The organism is Gemmata sp. (genome assembly GCF_051859125.1).
GTDB lineage: Bacteria > Planctomycetota > Planctomycetia > Gemmatales > Gemmataceae > Gemmata.
The window spans coordinates 1-22,423 of sequence record NZ_JBHYGG010000270.1 but is presented as its reverse complement, the minus strand read 5'-3'; the positions used below and the strand labels follow the sequence as shown (position 1 = coordinate 22,423).

15 protein-coding genes are annotated in these 22,423 nt (G+C 69.2%); 7 read left to right on the top strand and 8 right to left on the bottom strand.

The window, feature by feature from the left end; all coding sequences use genetic code 11:
* The first annotated feature begins 7 nt into the window (after positions 1-7).
* Together ACTIGN_RS26820 and ACTIGN_RS26815 are read left to right on the top strand one after the other, a co-directional pair.
* The gene (locus ACTIGN_RS26820) at positions 8-1,468 is read left to right on the top strand and encodes a DUF1501 domain-containing protein (protein ID WP_439629657.1); all 1,461 of its coding nucleotides are present in this window, start codon (positions 8-10) and stop codon (positions 1,466-1,468) included.
* A 90-nt stretch (positions 1,469-1,558) separates the two neighbouring features.
* Positions 1,559-4,693 carry a c-type cytochrome gene (locus tag ACTIGN_RS26815; RefSeq protein ID WP_439629655.1) on the top strand — a complete coding sequence of 1,045 codons (3,135 nt, stop codon included), beginning with the start codon at positions 1,559-1,561 and terminating at the stop codon, positions 4,691-4,693.
* A 166-nt stretch (positions 4,694-4,859) separates the two neighbouring features.
* Here the strand turns inward: ACTIGN_RS26815 and ACTIGN_RS26810 are convergent, their stop codons facing one another.
* The 3 genes from ACTIGN_RS26810 to ACTIGN_RS26800 are packed head-to-tail and all read right to left on the bottom strand — an operon-like array spanning position 4,860 to position 7,499.
* A complete protein-coding gene (locus ACTIGN_RS26810) occupies positions 4,860-5,408 on the bottom strand; it encodes a DUF1415 domain-containing protein (protein WP_439629653.1) in 549 nt (182 codons plus the stop codon).
* Positions 5,409-5,429: 21 nt separating this feature from the next.
* Positions 5,430-6,686 (bottom strand): hypothetical protein, encoded by a 1,257-nt coding sequence (locus ACTIGN_RS26805; RefSeq protein ID WP_439629651.1) that lies wholly within the window; start codon positions 6,684-6,686, stop codon positions 5,430-5,432.
* An 18-nt stretch (positions 6,687-6,704) separates the two neighbouring features.
* The gene (locus tag ACTIGN_RS26800) at positions 6,705-7,499 is read right to left on the bottom strand and encodes a 3-keto-disaccharide hydrolase (RefSeq protein ID WP_439629649.1); all 795 of its coding nucleotides are present in this window, start codon (positions 7,497-7,499) and stop codon (positions 6,705-6,707) included.
* 142 nt (positions 7,500-7,641) lie between these two features.
* Here ACTIGN_RS26800 and ACTIGN_RS26795 point away from each other — a divergent pair, with 142 nt between their 5' ends.
* Complete coding sequence (locus ACTIGN_RS26795) at positions 7,642-8,952, top strand: Gfo/Idh/MocA family protein (protein WP_439629647.1); 1,311 nt, start codon at positions 7,642-7,644, stop codon at positions 8,950-8,952.
* Positions 8,953-9,015: 63 nt separating this feature from the next.
* On the opposite strand, the gene ACTIGN_RS26790 is transcribed toward ACTIGN_RS26795, so the two are convergent.
* The gene (locus ACTIGN_RS26790; RefSeq protein ID WP_439629645.1) at positions 9,016-10,377 is read right to left on the bottom strand and encodes a serine/threonine-protein kinase; all 1,362 of its coding nucleotides are present in this window, start codon (positions 10,375-10,377) and stop codon (positions 9,016-9,018) included.
* Between the two features lie 287 nt (positions 10,378-10,664).
* On the opposite strand from ACTIGN_RS26790, the gene ACTIGN_RS26785 reads away from it, so the two are divergent.
* From ACTIGN_RS26785 to ACTIGN_RS26770, 4 genes are read left to right on the top strand one after another with little or no spacing between them, the layout of a single operon-like run.
* Positions 10,665-11,909, top strand: coding sequence for a glycosyltransferase family 4 protein (locus ACTIGN_RS26785; RefSeq protein ID WP_439629643.1), 1,245 nt, complete (start codon positions 10,665-10,667; stop codon positions 11,907-11,909).
* The gene (locus ACTIGN_RS26780; protein WP_439629641.1) at positions 11,909-13,267 is read left to right on the top strand and encodes a DUF58 domain-containing protein; all 1,359 of its coding nucleotides are present in this window, start codon (positions 11,909-11,911) and stop codon (positions 13,265-13,267) included. The genes ACTIGN_RS26785 and ACTIGN_RS26780 overlap by 1 nt, the downstream gene beginning before the upstream one ends.
* A 29-nt stretch (positions 13,268-13,296) precedes the next feature.
* Entirely contained in the window at positions 13,297-14,226 is a 930-nt protein-coding gene (locus ACTIGN_RS26775; RefSeq protein ID WP_439629639.1) for a UbiA family prenyltransferase, read from the top strand.
* Between the two features lie 41 nt (positions 14,227-14,267).
* The gene (locus tag ACTIGN_RS26770) at positions 14,268-15,977 is read left to right on the top strand and encodes a M2 family metallopeptidase (protein ID WP_439629637.1); all 1,710 of its coding nucleotides are present in this window, start codon (positions 14,268-14,270) and stop codon (positions 15,975-15,977) included.
* Positions 15,978-16,060: 83 nt separating this feature from the next.
* On the opposite strand, the gene glgP is transcribed toward ACTIGN_RS26770, so the two are convergent.
* From glgP to nadB, 4 genes are all read right to left on the bottom strand, one after another.
* Positions 16,061-18,625, bottom strand: a complete 2,565-nt coding sequence (gene glgP / locus ACTIGN_RS26765; protein WP_439629635.1) for an alpha-glucan family phosphorylase — start codon at positions 18,623-18,625, stop codon at positions 16,061-16,063.
* A gap of 116 nt (positions 18,626-18,741) precedes the next feature.
* The gene (gene ruvX, locus ACTIGN_RS26760) at positions 18,742-19,335 is read right to left on the bottom strand and encodes a Holliday junction resolvase RuvX (RefSeq protein ID WP_439629633.1); all 594 of its coding nucleotides are present in this window, start codon (positions 19,333-19,335) and stop codon (positions 18,742-18,744) included.
* Positions 19,332-20,423: a mannose-1-phosphate guanylyltransferase gene (locus ACTIGN_RS26755; protein ID WP_439629631.1), complete on the bottom strand. Its 1,092-nt coding sequence runs from the start codon at positions 20,421-20,423 to the stop codon at positions 19,332-19,334. The genes ruvX and ACTIGN_RS26755 overlap by 4 nt, the downstream gene beginning before the upstream one ends.
* Before the next feature lie 330 nt (positions 20,424-20,753).
* A partial coding sequence (gene nadB / locus ACTIGN_RS26750; protein WP_439629629.1) for an L-aspartate oxidase occupies positions 20,754-22,423 on the bottom strand: 1,670 nt, incomplete at its 5' end.

Genomic DNA, 22,423 nt, shown 5'->3' with positions numbered 1-22,423 from the left:
GGAACTCATGCACCCGAAACTCGCACGCCTCCAGTCGGTCACGCGGCGGCACTTCCTCGAGTCGTCGTCGCTGGGGCTCGGCGCGCTGGCGCTGTCGCAGCTCGACGCGGCCCCGGCGGGCGACGCGCCCGGCGCGCCGCGGGCCAAGGACGACCCGCTGTTCCCCCGCAAGCCCCACTTCCCGGGCACCGCCAAGCGGGTCATCTACCTGCACATGTCCGGCGCGCCGCCGCACCTCGACCTGCTCGACTACAAGCCCGAGCTCGTCAAGCACGACGGCGAGGCGTGCCCGGACGAGTACCTCAAGGGCAAGCGGTTCGCGTTCACGTCGGGCGTGCCCAAGCTGCTCGGCACCAAGCAGCCGTTCAAGCAGCGCGGCAAGTCCGGGATCTGGATGTCCGACGCGATCAAGCCGCTGCACGACGTGGCCGACGACGTGACCGTGATCCGGTCGCTGAAGACCGACGAGTTCAACCACGCGCCCGCGGAGCTGCTCCTCTACACCGGGTTCGCCCGCCAGGGCCGGCCGAGCCTCGGCGCGTGGACGTGCTACGGGCTAGGCAGCGAGAGCGCGAACCTGCCCGGGTTCGTGGTGCTGATCTCCAGCGGCGTCCAGCCGAGCGGCGGGCAGGGGTGCTGGGGCAGCGGGTTCCTGCCGTCTGTGTTCCAGGGGGTGCAGTGCCGCAGCAAGGGCGAGCCGGTGCTGTACCTGTCGGACCCGCCGGGGATGGACCGCGACGTGCGGCGGCTCGGGCTCGACGCGATGCGCGACCTGAACGAGTTGCAGGAGAAGGAACTCGGCCACCCCGAGACCCGGACCCGGATCGCGCAGTACGAACTCGCGTTCCGCATGCAGCTCTCGGCGACCGAGGCGATGGACATCACCCGCGAGCCCGCGAAGGTGCTCGACGCCTACGGCGCGAAGCCCGGGGCCGGGTCGTTCGCGAACAACTGCCTCCTGGCCCGCCGGCTCGCCGAGGCCGGGGTGCGGCACATCCAGCTCTTCGACTGGGGCTGGGACTTCCACGGCACCAACCCGAACGAGGACATCCGCGAGGGGCTGACCAAGAAGGCCACCCCGACGGCCCAGGCGGTCGCGGCGCTCATCAAGGACCTGAAGAACCGCGACATGCTCAAGGACACGCTCGTGGTGTGGGGCGGCGAGTTCGGCCGCACCCCGTTCCGCGAGGGCCGCACCGCCGGGAGCCAGGTGCTCGGCCGCGACCACTATCCGGACTGCTTCTCACTGGTGCTCGCCGGCGGCGGGATCAAGGCCGGCCACACCCACGGCGAGAGCGACGACCTCGGCTTCAAGGTCGGCCGCGACCCGGTCCACGTCCACGACCTCCAGGCCACGATCCAGCACTGCCTCGGGTTCGACCACACGAAGCTCACGTACCGGTTCCAGGGCCGCGACTACCGACTCACCGACGTCCACGGCCACGTCGTCAAGGACGTGCTCGCCTGAGCCGCTCCCGCGATCGCGGGGCTCCGCGCGCCCGCGATATCCCTTAACTTGACCTACTCCCTCCTGCGTCCCCACCAGCCACCCGACCCCATGCGAATCACCACCCTCACGCTCCTGGCCGCGGCGCTTGCCGCGGTCGCGCAGGCCCAGGCACCGCTCACCCAGAAGCCGACCGTCGCGCCAGCGGTCGAGCGCGGCGAACCCGGCAAGGAGCCCGCCCCGCCGAAGGACGCGCCCCCGCCGGACGCCTCGAAGCTGTTCGCCGGCGGGCCGGTGCCGCTCTGGATCTGGGGGCCGGACGCGAACAAGAAGTACCTGCTCCGCACGACGTTCGCGGCCGCGGGCGTGAAGCGCGCCGTGCTCCGCGTCACGGCCGACAACCACGTCGCGCTCTCGGTGAACGGCAAGCGGGTCGCCGCCTCGGACGAGTGGAAGGACGCGGCCGAGGCCGACGTGACGAAGCTCCTCAAGCCCGAGGGGAACGAGGTCGTCGCCGAGGTCACCAACGCGGGCGGTGCGGCCGGGCTGGTCTTCAAGCTCGTGCTCGTCCCCGAGAAGGGGGAGCCGACCTACGTGGTCAGCGACGAGAAGTGGACCGCCGACGCGATGGCGAACGCCGCCCCGGAGAAGGTCAAGAAGGTCGCGACCTACGGCGACGCGCCGTGGGGCAAGGTGTTCGAGACGGCGACGGCCGACGTCGGGTCCGGCAAGTCAAAGGTGCCCGCGGGGACGTTCCAGGTGCCGCCGGGGTTCAAGGTCGAGAAGCTGTTCACGGTTCCGAAGGCGGAACTCGGCTCGTGGGTGTGCCTCGCGGCCGACGACAAGGGCCGGCTCATCGCGAGCGACCAGGGCGGGCTCGGGCTCGTTCGCATCACGCCGGGCAAGGTCGGCACCGACGAGGAGACGAAGGTCGAGCGCATCCCGGCGAAGATCACCGGGGCGCAGGGGCTCCTGTTCCACAAGGGCACGCTGTACGTCGTGTGCAACGGCGGGCCGGGGAGCGGGCTGTACCGCGTGACCAGCTCGAAGAACGACGAAGTGTTCGACAAGGTCGAGAAGCTCAAGGCGCTGGCCGGCGGCGGCGAGCACGGCCCGCACGCGGTGCGGCTCGCGCCGGACGGCAAGTCGCTGTACGTGATCTGCGGCAACCACACCCGCCCGCCCGAGGGCTTCGACCGCAGCCGGCTCCCGAAGAACTGGAGCGAGGACCACCTGCTCCCGCGGCAGTGGGACGCGAACGGCCACGCCCGCGGCATCCTCGCCCCGGGCGGGTACGTCGCGAAGACCGACTTCGACGGCAAGGCGTGGGAGATCTTCACCGCCGGGTACCGGAACCCCTACGACTTCGCGTTCAACGCCGACGGCGAGATGTTCGTCTACGACGCCGACATGGAGTGGGACTTCGGCATGCCGTGGTACCGGCCGACGCGGGTGAACCACGCGACCAGCGGCAGCGAACTCGGCTGGCGCAGCGGCACCGGCAAGTGGCCCGCGTACTACGTCGATAGCCTCCCGGCCGCGGTCAACATCGGCCCCGGCTCGCCGGTCGGCGTCGAGTTCGGGTACGGGGCCAAGTTCCCCGCGAAGTACCAGAAGGCGCTGTTCATCTGCGACTGGACCTTCGGCACGATGTACGCGATCCACACCGAGCCGAGCGGCTCGACGTACAAGGCGACGAAGGAGGAGTTCGTCAGCCGCACGCCGCTGCCGCTGACCGACGTGGTCATCGGCCCGACCGACGGCGCGATGTACTTCACCATCGGCGGCCGCGGCGCGCAGAGCGAGCTGTACCGCGTGACCTACACCGGGAAGGACTCGACCGAGAAGGTCGAGTACAAGGACACCGCCGGCGTGCAGGAGCGTGCCGATCGGCACCGGCTGGAGGTCGCTCACACGACGAGCGACTGGTACGAAGGTGGTCGCCCTGACATAAAGGACGCATTGGATCTGCGCCTCACGTCGCCGGACCGATTCATCCGTTACGCTGCTCGTGTCGGTCTGGAACATCAGCCAGTGAAATCGTGGCAGGACAAGATCCTCGACTCGAAACTTGATCGCGTTGTGATTGAAGGCACAGTCGCGCTTGCGCGTCAGGCTGACAAATCGCTTCAGCCCAAGTTGCTTGTCAAGCTCGGCGAACTCGACTTCCTCAAGTACGACGAGGCGATGCAACTCGACCTCCTGCGTGCGTACCAGCTCGTGTTCACCCGGATTGGCGAGCCCGACAAGGACAGCGCCGCGAAGGTGGTCGCCAAGCTCGACCCGCTGTTCCCGGCGCAGTCGGACCTCGTGAACCGCGAACTCGCGCAGGTGCTCATCTTCCTGAAGTCGCCGACCATCGTGGAGAAGGTCGCGAGGCTCCTGCTCGAACCGTCGAAGCCGCCGGCCCCGGACGTGGCCGCCGAACTGCTCGCCCGCAACGGCGGGTACGGCGGCACGGTCGCGAACGTGCAGAAGAACGCCCCGGACCAGCAGAAGATGGCGCTCGCGTTTGCGCTGCGGAACGCCACCGTCGGCTGGAACATGGACCGGTGGAAGGCGTACTTCGGGTTCCTCGCCGAGGCCCGCACCAAGAGCGGCGGCGCGAGCTACCAGGGGTTCATCAACAACATCGAGCGCGAGGCGTTCGCCAGCGCGTCGGACGCCGAGCGGCTCGCGATCGAGGCCGCGGGGCTCAAGAAGCCGTTCAAGCCGAAGGAACTGCCGAAGCCGATCGGCCCCGGCCGCGAGTGGACGACGGCCGACGTGAGCGCCCTGGAGGCGAAGCTCAAGAGCGGCCGGAACTTCAAGAACGGCGAGCGCGCGTTCGCGGCGGCCCGGTGCGTCGTGTGCCACCGCGTGGGCGGCGACGGCGGCGCGACCGGGCCGGACCTGTCGCAGGTCGCCGGCCGGTTCGGGGTGAAGGAACTCGCCGAGGCGCTCGTCGAGCCGAGCAAGGTCGTGTCCGACCAGTACAAGGCGAGCGTCGTCCGCACCGTGGACGACAAGAGCTACGTCGGCAAGGTGGTGAACGATGCCAACGGGAAGTACACGATCGTGACCGACCCGGAGGACTCGACGAAGGTGGTGGAGGTGAAGAAGGAGGACGTCGAGAGCCTGAAGCCGTCGAACGTGTCGCTCATGCCCGAGAAGCTCCTCAACTCGCTCAACGAGGCCGAGGTGCTCGACATGCTCGCGTACATGCTCAGCCGCGGCGACCCGGGCCACCCGATGTTCAGGAAGTGAGTCGCACCGGCCCGGTTGAAGTCGTTCGCTTCACGCGGGCCGCCACGGAGGGCGGCCCCTACAAACCAAAGGCGCAAGTCTCGTAGGGGCCGCCCTCCGTGGCGGCCCGCCAACCACTTCCGGTTGACCACCGCTGCATTGCAATCGGGCAACGTCGTTAACACGCTCACGCGCCCGGCTCGCCGAGCATCTTGCGCACCTTCGCGACCCCAAGTTGCCGCATGGTTGCCATGTTCCGCTTCGGGATCTCGGCGACCCTCGCGGGGTCGTCGTTCACCCGGCTCACGCTCTCCTCGCGGAGCAGGTGCAGCATCGGGTACGGCGTGCGGTTCGTGTAGTTCGTCACGTCGTCCGGCCGTGTGCCGGCGAAGCGATAGAGCGGGTGGAACCCCGCGATCTGGACCACCCCTTCCAGTTCCAGGTCGGCGAGCAGGTCGTCGCACTCGGCGACGAAGTCGTTGTAATCCAGGAACTCGGCGAGCGCCGCCGGGTGGACGAGGAACGCCGTCTCGACATCGGTCGCGGGCACGGCGGCGAGCGCCAGAAGTTCGCGCTCGAGGTCCGCTCGCAGCGATTCGGCGTCGGCGGCCTCGGTGACCGCGTACCGGATCAGCCCGCCATCGAACGGCCGCCGGGCGAACGGGCACAAGTTCAGCCCGATCACCACGTCCGCGATCCAGCGCCGCGTGCGCTCGATGACTGCCTCGTGATCCATACGCCCCCCCGATCATTCACATTACCATAACGCGACGAACTCGCGAGTCGAGATCGCGGCGCACGCCTGGAGAAGTTGCGCCGCCGTGAGGGCGGCGAGCACCCGCGGCCGCTCGGCCAGCGTGCCGGCGACGGGGAACTGAACGAACGCGCCGAGGAAGATCCACAGGCGGATCACCTCGCCGCGGTTCACGCCGAGCGCGTCGAGCACCAGCACCACCGCCAGAACCGAGAGTGGAACGACGCGCTCGGGCACCGGCCGTCGAACCGCGACCGTCGCGACCACGAGGAAGATGGCCGAGGTGCCGACGCCGGTGTTGACGAAAAAGTCGATCAGGTTCTGCACTAGCCACAAGCCGTAGGGCCGCTGGTTGAGTTCGTTGAACTCGCTCGCGTGCCCCACCGCGAATCGTAGCGCCTCGGCGATGTCGTAGCCGAACGCGACGTCCACTAACCACGCACTCGTGACGAACGTCGCGGGGACCACCACGAGCACCACCGCGAGCCCCCGGAGGTTCACATCCTTGCGAGCGCACGCGCGGCGGAGGACGGCGAGGAACACGAGACCGGTCACCAGCGGGACCGGGTCGAACAGCACGAGCCAGTACAGCGACACCCCGACGGCCACGAGCCACGCGGGCCGCCCGGACGCGCAGAACCGCATCAAGAGCCACAGCGGCACCATAATGAACACCGGCGTCACCGTGTTCATGAGCGGTAAGAAGTAAACCTTCGCCGGGAGGAGAAGGTACAGCACGAGAGCCGCGTGCCCCGTTCGCCGCGATCCGTACAGTTCTCGGGCGATCGCGTAAGCGAGAACGCCGCCGAGGTTCGAGACGCACAGGATCAGCAGAGCGGTTGCTCGCGGTGAGTCGGTGACGGCCCGCAGCGCGTGGAAGAACAGCACCTTGCCCGCGAGGTTGGCGCGGACGTGGAACGAGTGCGAGGGTGCGATCGCCCGGTAGTCCCGCAGGAACTCGGCGGGGCCGTGTTGCGCCGCGACCGCGAAGAACCCGTTGGAGCCGTCCGCGACCGCCGTCGCAAGGTCGGTCGAGGCGACCGCCCACAGCGCGAGTTGCGCGCCCAACCCGGTCACGAACCAGAGCGCGATCACGAGCCGCGGGCGGCGGTCGACGCACCGGTGCCCGAGCAGCACGCACGGCACCGCGGCCGCGGCGAGCGCCCACCCGACCGCCCAGGCCGCGGGCCGCACCCCACTGGAGAACCGCGGGTACAGCCAGCCGCCGGCCTCGGAACCGAAGAACCCGTCGTACGGCATGGGCGGTCCGTTCGCGGGTCACTTCTTCGCGGGCGGGGGCGTCCCCTCGGCGTCGTAGTCGCCGAGCCGCCGCACCCAGATGTTGCGGAACCGGACCGGGTTACTGTGGTCCTGGATGTTGATCGTGTACTCGCCGAACTTGTTGCCGAACTCGGCCGCGTGGTGGACGACGATGCCGTTGTGGAGCACCGTGATCCGGCCCGGCCGCGTCACCTTACCGGTCTCGTCGACCTTCGGCAGGTGCGCGACGATGTCGTAGACCTGCCACTCGCCCGGCCTGCGGCTCGCGTTCACCAGCGGCGGGAACCGGCCGTAGAGCGCCCCGGCCTGGCCGTCTGGGTAGGTGTCGTTCTCGAACGAGTCGAGCACCTGCACCTCGCCGAACCCGCCGATGGAGATGCCGCTGTTGCCGCGACCCTGGTCGTTCCCCTTCACCTCTTTCGGGGTGGCCCACTCGACGTGGATCTGGGCGTCGCCGAACTTCTTCCGCGAAGCGATCGCGCCGCCCTTGACCTCCGCGTAGCCGTTCGCGACCTTCCAGTTCGGCTTGGCGTCTTCCGCGTCGGGCTTCTTACCGGAGCGGTGCCACTCGGCCAGGTCCGTGCCGTCGAACAGGATGACCGCGTCGGACGGCGGCCTGCCGGGCTGGTCGAGCGTGCCCGCGGTGCCGGGGTCGATGACCTTGGGCCGGGGCCGGGCGCGGTCGTTGTGCTTCCACTTCACCGACTCCTTGGGGTCCTTCGGCGGCTCCTGGGCGGTGATTGCGAGTGCGACGAGCGGAACGAGAGCGGCGACGGCGGCAGCGGCTCGCATGGCACGGACCTCGGGGAAAGGCGGCGGGGCGGGACTCAGATAGCGTAAGCCAAGTTGTTGCCTGCCGCCACCTCGTGGCGTAACCTCGTGCGTGTCCCCCGCTGCCCGATCCCTCCCGCCCCGAGACACTGCGATGCCCCGAATGAACCGCCGAACCGCGCTGAAGACCGCCGCCGCGACGCTGTCCGTCCCGTTCGTGTGGCGGCACCACGCCCACGCCGCCCCGAGCGAGACCGTGCTGCACGCGAGCTTCGGGGCCGACGGCATGGCAGGGTCCGACATCAACGCGCTCACGGCGAGCAAGAACCTGAAGCTCGTCGCCGTCGCTGAGGTCGATGCGACCCGCCCGAACCTCGCGAAGCTGAAGCAGAAGTACCCGGACCTGCGGGTGTACGCCGACTACCGCGAGCTGCTCGACAAGGAAAAGGAGCTCAACTCGGTCAACGTCTCGACCCCCGACCACATGCACGCGCCGATCGTGATGCGGGCGCTGAACCGCGGGCTCAACGTGTACGGGCAGAAGCCGCTCACGCAGACGATCCACGAGGCCCGGCGGCTCACCGAGGTCGCGGCCGAGAAAAAGGTCGTCACCCAGATGGGCATCCAGATCCACAGCCACCCGGTCCACAAGATGGTCGTGAAGCTGGTGCAGGACGGGGCCATCGGGAAGGTGAAGGAGGTCCACTCGTGGAGCGGCAAGTCGTGGGGCGACACGGCCCCGAAGCCGGACCGCAAGGACCCGGTGCCCGACGGGCTGAACTGGGACCTGTGGCTCGGCGTCGCGGGCGACCGGCCGTTCATCGGCAGCGGGTACTACCACCCGGGCAACTGGCGGAAGCGGCTCGACTTCGGCACCGGCACGTTCGGCGACATGGGGTGCCACATCCTCGACCCGGTGTTCGGCGCGCTCGGCGTCGGGAACCCGCTCACCATCCGCTCGGAACTCCCCGGGCCGAACGACTACAACTGGTCGCTCGACGTGCAGGTGAAGTACGTGTTCCCCGGGACGAAGTTCACCGACGAGACCGTCGCGGTGACGTGGTACAACGGGAAGGTGCGGCCCCCCGAGGAGGTCCAGAAGCTCGTCGACCGCAAGCTCAACGACCAGGGCTCCGTGTACGTCGGCGAGAAGGGGGTGCTGTACTCGCCGTACATAGCGGCCCCCGTGCTGCTCCCGGCCGACAAGTTCACCGACTTCAAGCCGCCCGAGGTGAAGGGCGACGACCACTACCTCCAGTACGTCGAGGCGGTCCGCGGGAACGGGCAGACGTCGGCCCCGTTCAGCTACGCCGGCCCGCTCACGGAGATGGTGCTGCTCGGGTGCCTGGCCACGCGGTTCCCGAAGACCGACCTGAAGTGGGACACGAAGGCGCTGAGGGTCACCAACAACGACGACGCGAACAAGTTCGTGCGGAAGGCCTACCGCAAGGGGTTCGAGGTCGAGGGGCTGTGAGGTTGAAGCGCCGGACCCGCGGGCGGGGGCTCGCGCCCCGCCCGCGGGTTCTTGCGTTGCGTTTCACTTCGCGAACACGGCGAGGTAGAGCGCGGCACCGGCGAAGCCGGACGCGAACATGGCCGCGGCCGTGGCCGCGATCCACAGCCAGGAGCCCCGGCCCCGTCCCGCCCGGGGGGGCGGAACGGGCTCGGCATCGGCCGCGGGCAGGGCGTCGGCGACCGAGTCGTGAACGCTGAGCAGGTGGTCGAACGCGCCGCTCGCGGGGCCGACGACCGGCACCGGGAGGGGGGCGAGCGCCGGGAGCGCGGCGAGTCGGTGCGGCGTGCCCGTTCCGGTGGGTCGCGTGGCGACCCCGGGGCAGGTCGCGAGGAGCGCGGCGAGCACGTCTTGCGGCGTCTGGAACCGGTCCGCGGGCTTCTTCGCCATCAGCCGGCCGATGAGTTCCGACAGACCCGGGGGCGGGGCCGCGCCGCCCGGGAGCACCAGCGGCGGGGGCGGCGCGTACCCGTGACTGTACATCTTCTCGACCGGCGTGCCGTTGAACGGCAACGCACCCGTGAGGAGGAAGTAGAGCGTGCAGCCGAGGCTGTAGAGGTCGGCCCGGATGTCCACCCCGTGCGGGTCCTGCACCTGCTCGGGGGCCATGAAGTCGGGGGTGCCGAGGACCACCCCGTTGCGGGTGAGGGTCGCGCCCCGGTTGGGTGCGAGCGCCGCCTGGTTAAACCCCGAGAGCCCCAGGTCGAGGACCTTGACCGTCGCGGTCCCCGGGTCCCACATCAGGTTCGAAGGCTTGAGGTCGCGGTGAACGAGTCCCTTCTCGTGGACGTGCTGGAGGGCCAGCGTCGTCTGGTACGCGATCATGGCGGCCTCGGGCAGCGACAGCGGCCCGCCCCGGCCCACGACGGTCGCCAGATCGGTCCCGTGGACGAACTCGGTCGCGAGGTACAATTGCTCGTCCACCTCGCCCGCGTCGTAAGCCCGGACGACGTGCGGGTGCTCCAGGCTCGACGTGAGCTGGATCTCGCGGAGGAACCGCTTCACCGTCGTCGCCGACCCGACCTTGTCGGAGCGGATGACCTTGAGCGCCTCGACCCGGCCGATCCGCGGCTGGAGCGCCCGGTACACCACGCCCATCCCGCCCTCGCCGACCTTGTCGAGGAGCACGAACCCGGCGAACACGAGCCGCGACGTCTGGCCGGCCAGCGCGACCTGGGTTTGGAAGTCCGTCAGCCCGCCGCCCCCCCGGAGGATCTCCCCCAACTCCTCGGACGTGGCGCATCCGCCCGCGATCGCGTTCTCGATCTGCTGGACGGCGCGCGCCGACACGATCTTGAGCCGGCGGAGGTCGGCCACGATGGCCGCAGCCTTGGTCTCGGGCGTCTGTACGGGCCTCGGACGCATTCGCAGGGCACTGCTACTCATGACTCACTCTCCCCGGTCAGGGGACCGAACGGCAGGGCGGGTCGAAAGGAGAGGACTTGGTAGATGTATAGTCCAGGTGGCGGGCGTTGCGGGGAAGGTTCGGTGCGGGTGGTGGGAATGTTCCTCGTGACCGAAGTGTACAGCAAATTGCGGCCCGGATCGTGTCACGAGCGCGGAGTTCCGAGGTTCCGCGGGGATCCCCTTCCGCATCAGTTTCCGACTGCTCAAGCAACATGCGAATTGCATACATCACTGCCGGGGCCGCGGGCATGTACTGCGGGAGTTGCATGCGCGACAACACTCTCGTCGCCGCACTCGGCAATGCCGGGCACGAGGCCCTGTTGGTTCCCACGTACACGCCCATCCGAACCGACGAAGAGGACGTGAGTCAGGGCCGCGTCTTCTTCGGCGGCATCAATGTTTACCTCGAACAAAAGTTCTGGCTGTTCCGGCACACGCCCCGGTTCCTCGACCGCCTCTTCAATTTCCGCTGGCTTGTGCGCTGGGTGTCGCGGTTCGCACAGCGGACCAAGTACAGCGAACTCGGCGACCTCACGATTTCGATGCTCCAGGGGACGCACGGCAACCAGCTCAAGGAAGTGACCAAGCTCGCGGACTGGCTCGAAACTGAGGTGCGGCCCGAGGTCGTGGTGCTGACGAACGCGCTGCTGTCGGGCGTCGCTCCGGAGCTGCGCCGCCGGCTCGGAGTGCCCATCGTCGTCACGTTCCAGGGCGACGACATCTTCCTCGACGCGCTGCCGGCCGCGGACCGCGAGCGGTGCTTCGCGCTGATCCGCGAGAACTGCGCCGGCGCGGCCGCGTTCGTCACCACGAGCCGCGCGTACGCCGAGCACATGGCGGGCTACCTCGGCCTGCCGCGGGAGAAGATGCACGCCGTCCACCCCGGGCTGAACCTCAACGGGCACGGCGGACCGCGGCCGGTGACCCGCGACCACCCGCTCACCATCGGCTACTTCGCCCGCATCTGCCCCGAGAAGGGGTTCCACAATCTCGTTGATGCGTACATCCACCTGCGCCGACGACCCGGCTCGCCGCCCACGAGGTTGCGGGCGAGCGGGTGGCTCGGCGAGAACAACCGCGCGTTCTTCGGCGCCCAGGTGAAGAAGCTCGAAGCGGCCGGGTTGCTCGCCGAGTTCGAGTACGTCGAGAGCCCGGGGCACGACGAGAAGGTGAAATTCCTGCGATCGGTCGACGTCTTTTCCGTGCCGACGACGTACCGCGAGCCGAAGGGCCTGTACGTGCTCGAAGCGTGGGCGAACGGCGTTCCCGTCGTGCAACCGTGCCACGGCTCGTTCCCCGAGTTGGTCGAAGCGACCGGCGGCGGCCTCCTCGTCGAGCCCGAGAACCCGGCCGCTCTCGCCGCCGGGTTGCGGCAGATGCTCGACGACCACGAGCTGCGGGACCGGTGCGGGCGGGCCGGTGAGGCCGCGGTCCGCGAGCGGTTCACGGCCGCGACAATGGCCGACGCGACCGCCGCTCTCCTGGACCGGATTGTGAAAGACACCCGCTGATGCTCTGGTTCCTCGCGATCGTTTTACTCCTCGGACTCGCGCTGGCGCTCCAGGCCGGTTTGGTCGCGTTCGCTGGGTACGTCCTTCTCGGCGTGTACCTCGTGTCGCGGTTCATTGCGCGAAGCTGGGTCCGGGACCTCCATGCCGAGCGAGCGTGCGACGCTTCGCCCCGCGAGATCGGCGAGTCTGTCGAGGTGGTTGTCACGCTCACCAACCGCGGCGCGCTGCCGATCCTGTGGGTGCTCGTGGAGGACCTGGTTCCCGACCTGGCGGCGCGCGTGAAGCCGGGGCGACTGTCGGTGAAGGGGAAGCGGCTCCAGGTCGCGAGCCTCGGCCCGCGGCGCACGAAGACGATTAAGTACACTGTCACGTTCCTCACGCGGGGGTACTATCCGCTCGGGCCGGCGCTCCTCGAAACCGGCGACGTGTTCGGCCTGCACCGCCGCCACCGCGTCGTCGGCACCCCGGTGTACGTCATGGTCTACCCGAGGGTCGTTCCCCTGCCGCGGTACGACTTCGCATCGGAGCGGCCGATCGGCGAGGTGCGGCTGCAGAACCGGCTCTTCGAAGACCCGACCCGCACGGCCGGGGTGCGCGAGTACCAACTCGGCGATCCGCTCCAGCGGGTCCACTGGAAGGCGACCGCACGCACGGGGGTGCTGCACTGCCGCGTGTACGAGCCGACCACGCTCGCCGGTGCGACGCTCCTGATCGACTTCCACGCCGACGGCTACCCGAAGCGCAGCGAGCCGCACCGCTCCGACCTCGTCGTGACGACCGCCGCGAGTGTCGCTTACGCCGTCTCCGTGCTGAACCAGCAGGTGGGGCTCGCGAGCAACGGCCGGGACGCGGCCGATCGGATTCGCGAGGAATCGCTAGCTGCCGAGAACGGGGAAGGGTACGAGACGCGCGACGCGGCCCGCGACCGGTTCGAGGTGCGGCACGAGAGCGACCGCCTCCGGCCCGTGGTCGTGCCGACGCGCCGCGGGTTCGACCAGTTCCAGCGCGTCCGCGAGGCGCTCGCCCGGCTCGAACTCACCGACGCCTTCACCTTCCCGCAGCTGGTGCTGAACGTGACGCCGCGACTGCCGCGGGACGCGACGGTGATCGCCGTGCTGCCTCGGGTGCCGGCCGACAGCGCCGCGGCGCTCGGCGCGCTCCGCCGCCAGGGGTTCGCGGTCACGGCGGTCCTCGTCGGCCTCAGCGACTCCGAGCGGCTCGACGCGCACGGCCGGTTGCTCGCCGAGACGGTCCGCGACATCCGCTTCGTGAACACCGAAGAGGAACTCGCCCACCTCGGCGGCAACGCGGCCGCGAGCGTGCCCGTCAGTTACGACGTGAGCGTCGCCATCGACTGATCCGGCCGCGACTCCGTACCCTATCCCGCATGGCAAACCCTCGCGTACTCGCCTTCGCCCAGTTGATGCGCCTTCCGAACGTGTTCACCGCGTTCGCGGACATCGCGCTCGCGACCGCCGCCGGCGTCGCCGTCCTCCCGGTCGTCCCCGCCGGCTTCTGGGCGTCGGTCGTCACGCTCGCACTCACCTCGGGGTGCCTGTACCTCGCGGGCATGGTGTGGAACGACTACTTCGACCGCGCCGAAGACGCGGTCGCGCGGCCGTTCCGACCGATCCCGTCGGGCCGCGTCGCCGTTCGCACCGCGCTGCTGCTCGGGACGGCGCTGTGCGGTCTCGGGCTCGGCTTCGCGGCGCTCGCGGGCGCAACGGGGGAGGGCGGTTGGAGCGGCGGGCCGCTCGCGTACGCGGTCGCCATCGCCGCGGCCGTGCTGATCTACGACGGCGGGATGAAGCGCACAGCGGCCGGGCCGCTCGCGATGGCGAGTTGCCGGTTCCTGAACGTGCTGCTCGGCCTCTCGATGGTCCCTGACGCGGCGCTGGACCTCGAAACGCGGCTCCACCTGGCGGGGGTGGTCGGCGTGTACATCGTCGGGGTGACGTGGTTCGCTCGCACCGAGGAGGGCCGAAGCAGCCCCCGCCACCTGTTCGCCGCCGCGGGCGTCCTCGTGGTGTCGCTGATCCTCGCACTGGCGCTGAAGGCCCGGCTGCCGCTCGACTCGGGAACGGTCGCGTTCCCGTACCTGGTCGTCCTGTTCGGCTTCTACATCGGTCGCCCGGTCGCACGTGCCGTGTCCACGCCGGGGCCGCGGGAGGTGCAGGCGGCGGTGAAGCGGTGCGTGCTCGGGCTCGTCGTTCTCGACGCGGTGCTCGCAACGGCGTTCGTCGGTCTGCCCGGCCTCCTCATCCTTTTGTTGTTGCCCCCGGCGCTCGTCATCGGAAAATGGGTCTACTCCACTTGACCCGGGGCACTCGCCCGAGCCCGCACGACCCGAGAACAACCATGACCGACGACCGTCGCTCGTTCCTGCTCACCGGAGGTGCCGCCGTGGCCGGACTGATGACCCGTGACCTGTCCGCCCAGGACGAACCGGCCGACCCGGTCGCCGCGGCCAAGGAGTTCATCGACGCGCACGAGAAGAAACTTCGGCCCCTTGAAGTGGCCGCGGGGAAGGCGTGGTGGGACGCCAACATCTCGGGCAAGGACGACGACTTTCAGAAGAAGGAAGAGGCGCAGAACAAGATCGACGCGGCGCTTTCCGACCCGAAGCCGTTCGCGGCGCTGAAGGGGCTGAAGAAGGCGCTCGACGCCAAGAAGATCGCCGACCCGCTCCTCGCCCGGCAGGTCGAACTGCTGTACCTCGCGTACCTCGAGAAGCAGGTGCCGCCCGAGTTGCTCAAGAAGATCACCGCAAAGGCGAACACCGTCGAGCAGTCGTTCAACGTGTACCGGGCGAAGGTGGACGGGACCGAGTACCCGGACAGCAAGGTCCGCAGCACGCTCAAGCAGTCGGCCGACTCGGCGCTGCGGAAGAAGGTTTGGGAGGCGAGCAAGGGCGTCGGCGGCGTGGTCGAGGCCGACCTCAAGGAACTCGTCGCGCTCCGCAACGATGCCGCGACCCAGCTCGGGTTCAAGAACTTCCACCAGATGATGCTCACGCTCAACGAGCAGGACGGGGTGGAACTCGTCGCGCTGTTCGACGAGTTGGACGAGCTGACCAAGAAGCCGTTCACCGACGCCAAGGCCGACATCGACGGTCGGCTCGCGAAGAAGCTCGGCGTCGGCGTCGACGAGCTGATGCCGTGGCACTACCACGACCCGTTCTTCCAGGAGTCGCCGGCGGTGTACGACGCGAACCTCGACGCGCCGTTCGCGAAGGCCGACATTCCCAAGGTGTGCGCGGCGTTCTACGCCGGCATCGGGCTGCCGGTGGACCGCGTCATCGCCAAGAGCGACCTGCTCGAAAAGAAGGGTAAGAGCCCGCACGCGTTCTGCACCGACATCGACCGCGAGGGCGACGTCCGGGTGCTGGCGAACATCGTCAACAACGAGTACTGGATGGGCACGATGCTCCACGAGCTGGGGCACTCGGTCTATTCGAGCCTGAACATCCCGGCGAAGCTCCCGTACCTGCTCCGGGCCGAGGCCCACATCCTCGCGACCGAGGGGGTCGCGATGCAGTTCGAGCGGTTCAGCAAGTCGCGGGCGTGGGCCGAGCGGATGGGGCTCAAGGTCGAGAACGCGGAGGCGTTCGACGAGGCGGCCGCGAAGACCCAGCGGAACCAGCTCCTCATCTTCAGCCGCTGGTGCCAGGTGATGCTGCGGTTCGAGAAGGCGATGTACGAGGATCCGAAGCATGACCTGAACAAGCTGTGGTGGGACCTCGTCGAGAAGTACCAGCAGCTCAAGCGGCCGAAGGACCGGAACTTCCCGGACTACGCCGCGAAGATCCACATCTGTAGCGCGCCGGTGTACTACCACAACTACATGATGGGCCAACTCTTCGCGTCGCAGGTCCACCACGCGATCGCCAAGGAAGTGTTCGGGACCGACCCGAAGAAGGTGATCTACGTCGGCGACAAGAAGGTCGGCGAGTTCATGAAGAAGAAGGTGTTCGAGCCCGGCCGCACGCTGTCGTGGAAGGCGCTGGCGAAGTTCGCCACGGACGAGGAACTGAACCCGAAGGCGTTCGCCAAGGACTTCCAGGGCTGAGCCGCGAGCGGCCGCCCCGGGCGCAGCAAAACGGGGCCGGCGCTGAAGCGCCGGCCCCGTTCGGTACTTCACCCGGACCCTGCTCACCCCCACGTCACGAGCCGGGGCTCGAACGAGTGGTGCAGGTTCGCGTGCTTCGGCAGCACGCGGACCGAGAACCCGAACTGGCCGCTCGACCGGCACGGCACGCTGCCCGAGAACGACACCGTCTGCCCGGTCTTCTCGCCGTTGGGCATGAGGGTCGTTGCCCGCGGGTCGGCGATCTCGCTCATCGCGTCGAGCACGCCGTGGCACAGTTGGACCTCGACGTCGTCCGGGGAGAACGACCCGAGGTGGACCCGGACCTTGACCCGGAACTCGGACCCGACCCGGAGCGTCTCGCCGCCGGGGGCCTCGACGCTCTCGACCTTCACCTGGCCCCACGCCCCGTTGACCCGCTTCCGCCACACGGCCAGCTCCTTCGCCGCCTTGAGCTGGTCGGCGCTGAGCCGCATCGCCCGCTGGTGGCTCGGGACGTAGCACCGCTCGGCGTACTCCTCGACCATGCGGTTGGTGTTGAACACCGGCACCAGGCTCATGATGCTCCGCTTCATGCGGCGGATCCACTCGCGGGGCAGGCCGTCGGTCCCGCGGCGGTAGAACATCGGCACCAGGTCCTGCTCGATCAGGTCGAGCAGGGCGCGGCTCTCGACGTCGTCCTGGTACACCGTGTTGTCGCCGTACTCCTCGCCGGCGCCGATGGCCCACCCGTTGTCGCCGTCGTACCCCTCGCACCACCACCCGTCGAGGATGGACAGGTTCAGCCCGCCGTTGCACGGCACCTTCATGCCGCTGGTGCCCGACGCCTCCAGGGGCCGCCGCGGGTTGTTGAGCCACACGTCCACGCCCTGCACGAGGTACCGGGCGACGTTCATGTCGTAGTCTTCGATGAACACGATGTGCTTGCGGAACTCGAGCTTCCGGGCCTGCTGCACGACCCGCTGGATCAGCTCCTTGCCCCCGTTGTCCTTGGGGTGGGCCTTGCCGGCGAAGATGAACTGGACCGGCCGGTCCTTCGCGCCGAGCAGCGAGATGAGCCGCTCCGCGTTGCGGAAGATCAGGTCGCCGCGCTTGTACGTGGCGAACCGCCGGGCGAACCCGATGGTCAGCGCGTCCGGGTCCAGCACCTCCTCGGCGGCCACGACCTCGCTCGGCGGCGCGCCGCGGCGCTTGAGCTGCGAACGGAGCCGGGCGCGGGCGAACGCGACCAGCCGCTCGCGGCCCCGCTCGTGGGTCCGCCACAGCTCGGCGTCCGGGATGTGCTCGACCCGCTTCCAGATCGCGAAGTCGGTCGGCCGCTCCTCCCACTGGATGCCGAGGTAGCGGTCGTAGAGCTGCGCGATCTCGGGGCTGAGCCAGCTCTGCGTGTGGACCCCGTTGGTGATGCTGGTGATCGGCACCTCGCTCGTGGGCAGCTCGGGCCACAGGTCCTTCCACATCTTCCGCGACACGACCCCGTGCAGCTTGCTCACGCCGTTGGAGACGTTTGCCAGGTGCAACGCCAGCACGGTCATCCCGAACGGCTCCTGCTCGTTCGCCGGGTGCTGGCGGCCCAGGTCGGCGAGGCGGGCGCGGTCCACGCCCATCTTCGCCATGTAGTCGCCCAGGTACTGCTCGATCATCTGCATCGGGAACGCGTCGTTCCCGGCGGGGACCGGGGTGTGCGTCGTGAAGCACGTCCCGGCCTTGACCGCCTCGAGCGCCGAGTCGAAGTCGAGCTTCTGCTCGGCCATGAGGGTGCGGATCCGCTCCAGGCCGGTGAACGCGGCGTGGCCCTCGTTCATGTGGCACACGGTCGGGGCCTTGCCGAGCGCCTTGAGGGCGCGGATGCCGCCGATGCCGAGGATGATCTCCTGCTGGATCCGGGTGTGCTGGTCGCCGCCGTAGAGCTGGGCGGTGATCCCGCGGTCCTCGGCCCGGTTCGGCGGGATGTTCGCGTCAAGCAGGTACAGGGGGACCCGGCCGACGTCGATCCGCCAGACCTTGAGGAACACCTCGCGCTCGGGCAGGGTGACGGACACCACGAGCGGCTTGCCGTCGGCCCCCTTCTCCTCGACGAGCGGCAGGCTGAAGAAGTCGTTCTCGGGGTACCGCTCCTGCTGCCACCCCTCTGCGTTGAGGTACTGGCGGAAGTACCCCTCGCGGTACATAAGGCTGATGCCGACCAGCGGCAGGCCCAGGTCGCTGGCGCTCTTGAGGTGGTCGCCGGCCAGGACCCCGAGGCCGCCGGAGTACACCGGAACGCTCTCGTGGATGCCGAACTCGGCCGAGAAGTACCCGATCCGCAGGTCCGACTCGGTGCCGAACGCGGACGTGAACCACGTCGGGGCCTTGAGGTAGTGGTCCAGGGCCGCGACGACCCGGTCCATGTGGGCCAGGAACCCGTCGTCCTCGGCCAGCTCCTCGAACCGGGCCTGGCCCGTTGCCCCCAGCAGGCGGATCGGGCTGTGGTCCAGCGCCTCGAACAGGTCCGGGTTGATGCGGCGGAAGAGTGCGACGGCGTCGGCGTTCCAGCACCACCAGAGGTTGTACGCGAGCGTGTGCAGGGGGCGGAGGCGGTCCGGCAGTTTGGGGAGAACGGCGAACGTGCGGATCGGTCGGACGGGCATGCAGCACCCTCAGCTGAGTCGGACGGGGCTTTGGGAATGGCTGGGAGGGTGTCGGGCGATTACGCGGCCCAACAGCCGGAGTCAAGATAGGGGATTTGTGTGAGGATTCAACGAGTTTAGCTGGCGGGAGTTTGGTCCGGCTCAGCGGCTTGTGTTCCCCCCGGCGGGCACCCGGCCTCGATGTACGACCGGAGGATCATCTGTGCCGCGACCCGGTCCCGCTTCTCCTTGCGCTTCTTGTGCGTCAACTTCGCCCCGAGCAGCGCCCCTTCGGCGAACCACGTCGTGTACCGCTCGTCCCAGAACACAACGGGCAGCCCCGTGAGGCCCGCGAGCCACGCCCCGAACGCCCGTGCGGCCCGCGACGAGTCGCTCTCCTGGCCGTTCGCGTGGATCGGCAACCCGACCACGATCCCGACCGCCCTCTGCTCGGCCGCGACGCGCGCGAGGTGCGGGCCGTCGAGCGCCTCGGACCGACGTGCGTAGGTCTCCAGCGGCGAGGCGATGATGCGGTCCGGGTCAGTTACGGCCAACCCGTGGCGAACGGTCCCGTAGTCGATGCCCAGGAGCGTGCCCTTACTGGGAACCGCCCTGGCTGCGGACAGAGGGGGAGAAGGGGAGAGGGGGAGCGGGGGAGGTAAGGGCTCCCCATTTCCTTGTCTCCCTGTTTCTCCCGTTGCACCACCGGCGTTGTCGGATGGTCCGGTCACAGGAACCGCTCCAATCCCTGCGCCTTGATCCGGTTGATGAGGTCCTTCACGTCGGCCTCGCCCTTGCGGGTGGTCACGAGGGTCGCGTTGCCGCACTGCACGACCACGAGGTTCTCGACCCCGATGGTGCCGATCAGGTGCGACGGGTCCGACACGATCACGCAGTTGCTCGTCCGCACGCCGCAGTGCAGCCCCTGCACGGTGTTGCCGTCGGCGTCCTGCGGGTTGTGCCGCTCCAGGGCCAGCCACGAGCCGACGTCGTCCCACTTGTACGGGGCGTGGATCACGAGCACCTTCCCGTCCTTGGCGGCGTCCTGCATGACGGCGTAGTCGATGCTGATCTTCTCGGCGTTCGCGTACTCGGTGCGGAACACCTCGGGGCCGCAATCGGTGCCCCACGCCGCCACGATCTTCTGGATCGTCGCCACCAGCGCCGGCTTCCGCTTCTCCAACTGGCCCAGGACCGCCGCCGGCTTCCACACGAAGATGCCGCTGTTCCAGAAGTAGTCGCCGCTCGCGAGGAACCCCTCGGCCGCGGAAAGGTCCGGCTTCTCGCGGAACCCGTGCGCCCGCGAGATCGGCACGTTCTGCCGGGTACCGGCCCGCTCGCCGCGGTGGATGTACCCGTACCCGGTCGAGGGGAACGTCGGCTCGATGCCGAACGTCAGCAGCGAGTCCGGGAAGTCGTTGGCGAACTGCTCGGCGGCGTGGGCGGCGCGGCGGAACTCCTGCTCCGGCTCTATAAGGTGATCGGCCGGCATCACCATGATCGTCGCGTCGCGGTCGGAGCGGGCGACGAGCGCCGCCCCCAGCGCGACGCACGGTGCCGTGTCGCGGCCCATCGGCTCGCCGACGACCTGCTCGGCCGGCACCATCCCCTTCAACTGCTCGACCGCCTCGCCGCGGTGCTGCTCGCTGGTGAGCACCCACGTCCGCTCGGCGGGCACCTGGGCGGCGATGCGATCGACGGTCGACTGGAGGAGCGTGCGGTTGCCGCTGAACGTCAGGAACTGCTTCGGGCGGACCGCCCGGGACCGGGGCCAGAACCGGGTGCCGCCGCCGCCGGCCATGATCATCGCGTGGAGCATTTCGACTCTCCCGGGTGCCCGGGTCCGTGTCGGGGAAGGATACGACAAACGGGCGGTTCACCCGCCCTGTGTTGCCCAGATAGCCGGGAACACCGCCCCACGCAAGAGAACTCGACCGGCCTCGTTCGTACCGATACTATCGTGTGCGGGGAAGGGGGGGAGGGGTCTCCGCACTCGTCGTGAACTCTTCGCGAACGCGTTCAACTCCTCGCAACCGTCGCGAACTCTTCGCAACTCGACATTTGCTCCCTGTGAAACCCACACCGAGTCCTCGCAACTCGACACTTTCTCCCGCGGACACTTACCGGCCGGCGGTGGTTCCGTTCGAGTTTAGAACTCCTCCCGCGTCACCGGCACCCGCGTGCCGGTTGGTGGCTTCGTGGGCGGGTTCGAAGCCGCCGCTCCGGCCGCCGGGGAGACGACGTGGCGCAGCCCCCACCCAGCGTCGTCGCGGGCCGGGAAGTCGCTGCGGAAGTGCGTGCCGCGCGACTCCTCGCGCCGCAGGGCGGCGTCGATCATCAGCCGCGCGACCGTGAGCAGGTTCTGAAGTTCCCACCCGGCGCGGGTCTCGAACGACCGCGTCAGGACGTACCGGCACCAGAACTCGACGTCGTGCTGGGCCTCCAGGAGGCGGGCGCGCTCGCGGACGATGCCCATCTTGCGGACCATGAGGCTCCGCAGCGCGGCGGTGATGTCGGCGACGTCGAGGCGGTCGTCGGCCGGGTGCGCGGGAACCGCGAACGCGAGGGGCAGGGCGGTGAGGTCGTGCCCGATCTTCCGCGCTTCGTCTGCCGCGCCGCGAGCGCATGTGGTGCCGTACACGAGCCCCTCGATGAGGCTGTTCGACGCGAGCCGGTTGGCCCCGTGGAGCCCGCTCGACGTGACCTCGCCGGCCGCCCACAGGCCGGGGATGCTCGTGCGGCCCTCCAGGTCGACCGTGACGCCGCCGAGCATGTAGTGCGCGCCGGGCCGGACCGGAATCGGGTCCTTCGTGATGTCGAGAGCGAACCCGCGGCACACGCGGTCGATTCCCGGAAAGCGGCGGTGGACCATCGAGGGGTCGAGGTGCGACAGGTCGAGGTACACGTTCGGGTGCTGGGTCCGTTCCATCGTGCGGAAGATGGCGCGGGCGACCACGTCGCGGGGGGCGAGTTCGTGCCGCGGGTCGTCGGCGAGCATGAACCGGTCGCCGTGGACGTCCCGCAGGTACGCCCCCTCGCCGCGGACCGCCTCGCTGACGAGGTACCGCGCCGAGCCCGCGACGTAGAGGACCGTCGGGTGGAACTGCATGAACTCCATGTCCCGGAGTTCGGCCCCGGCCCGGTACGCGGCGGCCATCCCGTCGCCGGTCGCCACGGGCGGGTTCGTCGTCTCGCGATACACCATGCCGCACCCGCCGGACGCGAGGATCGTCTGCTTGGCCCAGATCAGGAGCCGCCCGGAGCCGTTGCGGGCGACGACGGCCCCGCGGCACCGGCCCCCGTGGGTCAGCAGGTCGACGGTGAACGTGTCGTCCCAGAGGGTGACGTTCGGGGCGGTGCGGGCCGTGGCGATGATGGCCCGCATGACCTCGAACCCGGTCGCGTCGCCCAGCGCGTGGACGATTCGCCGGTGGCTGTGGCCGCCCTCGCGGGTGAGCGCGAGTTCGCCGCCCTCGACGTCGAACTTGGTCCCGCACGCGACGAGCCGCTCGATCTGCTCCGGTGCGCCCTGGATCACGTGCTCGACGACCCGGAGGTCGCACAGGCCGTCGCCGGCGACGAGCGTGTCCTGGATGTGGTTCTCGAACGAGTCCTCGGGCGACCGCACCCCGGCGATCCCGCCCTGGGCGTAGGAGCTGTTGCTCTCGGTGATCCGGTCCTTGGTGACGACGAGGACGCCAAGGTCGGGCGGCACCTCGAGCGCGGCCCGCAGGCCGGCGATTCCCGCCCCGATGACGAGGACGTCGGTGAACCGGTGCAGGCACTGGCCGGATTCGAACGGGACGAGGTAGCGGTTGG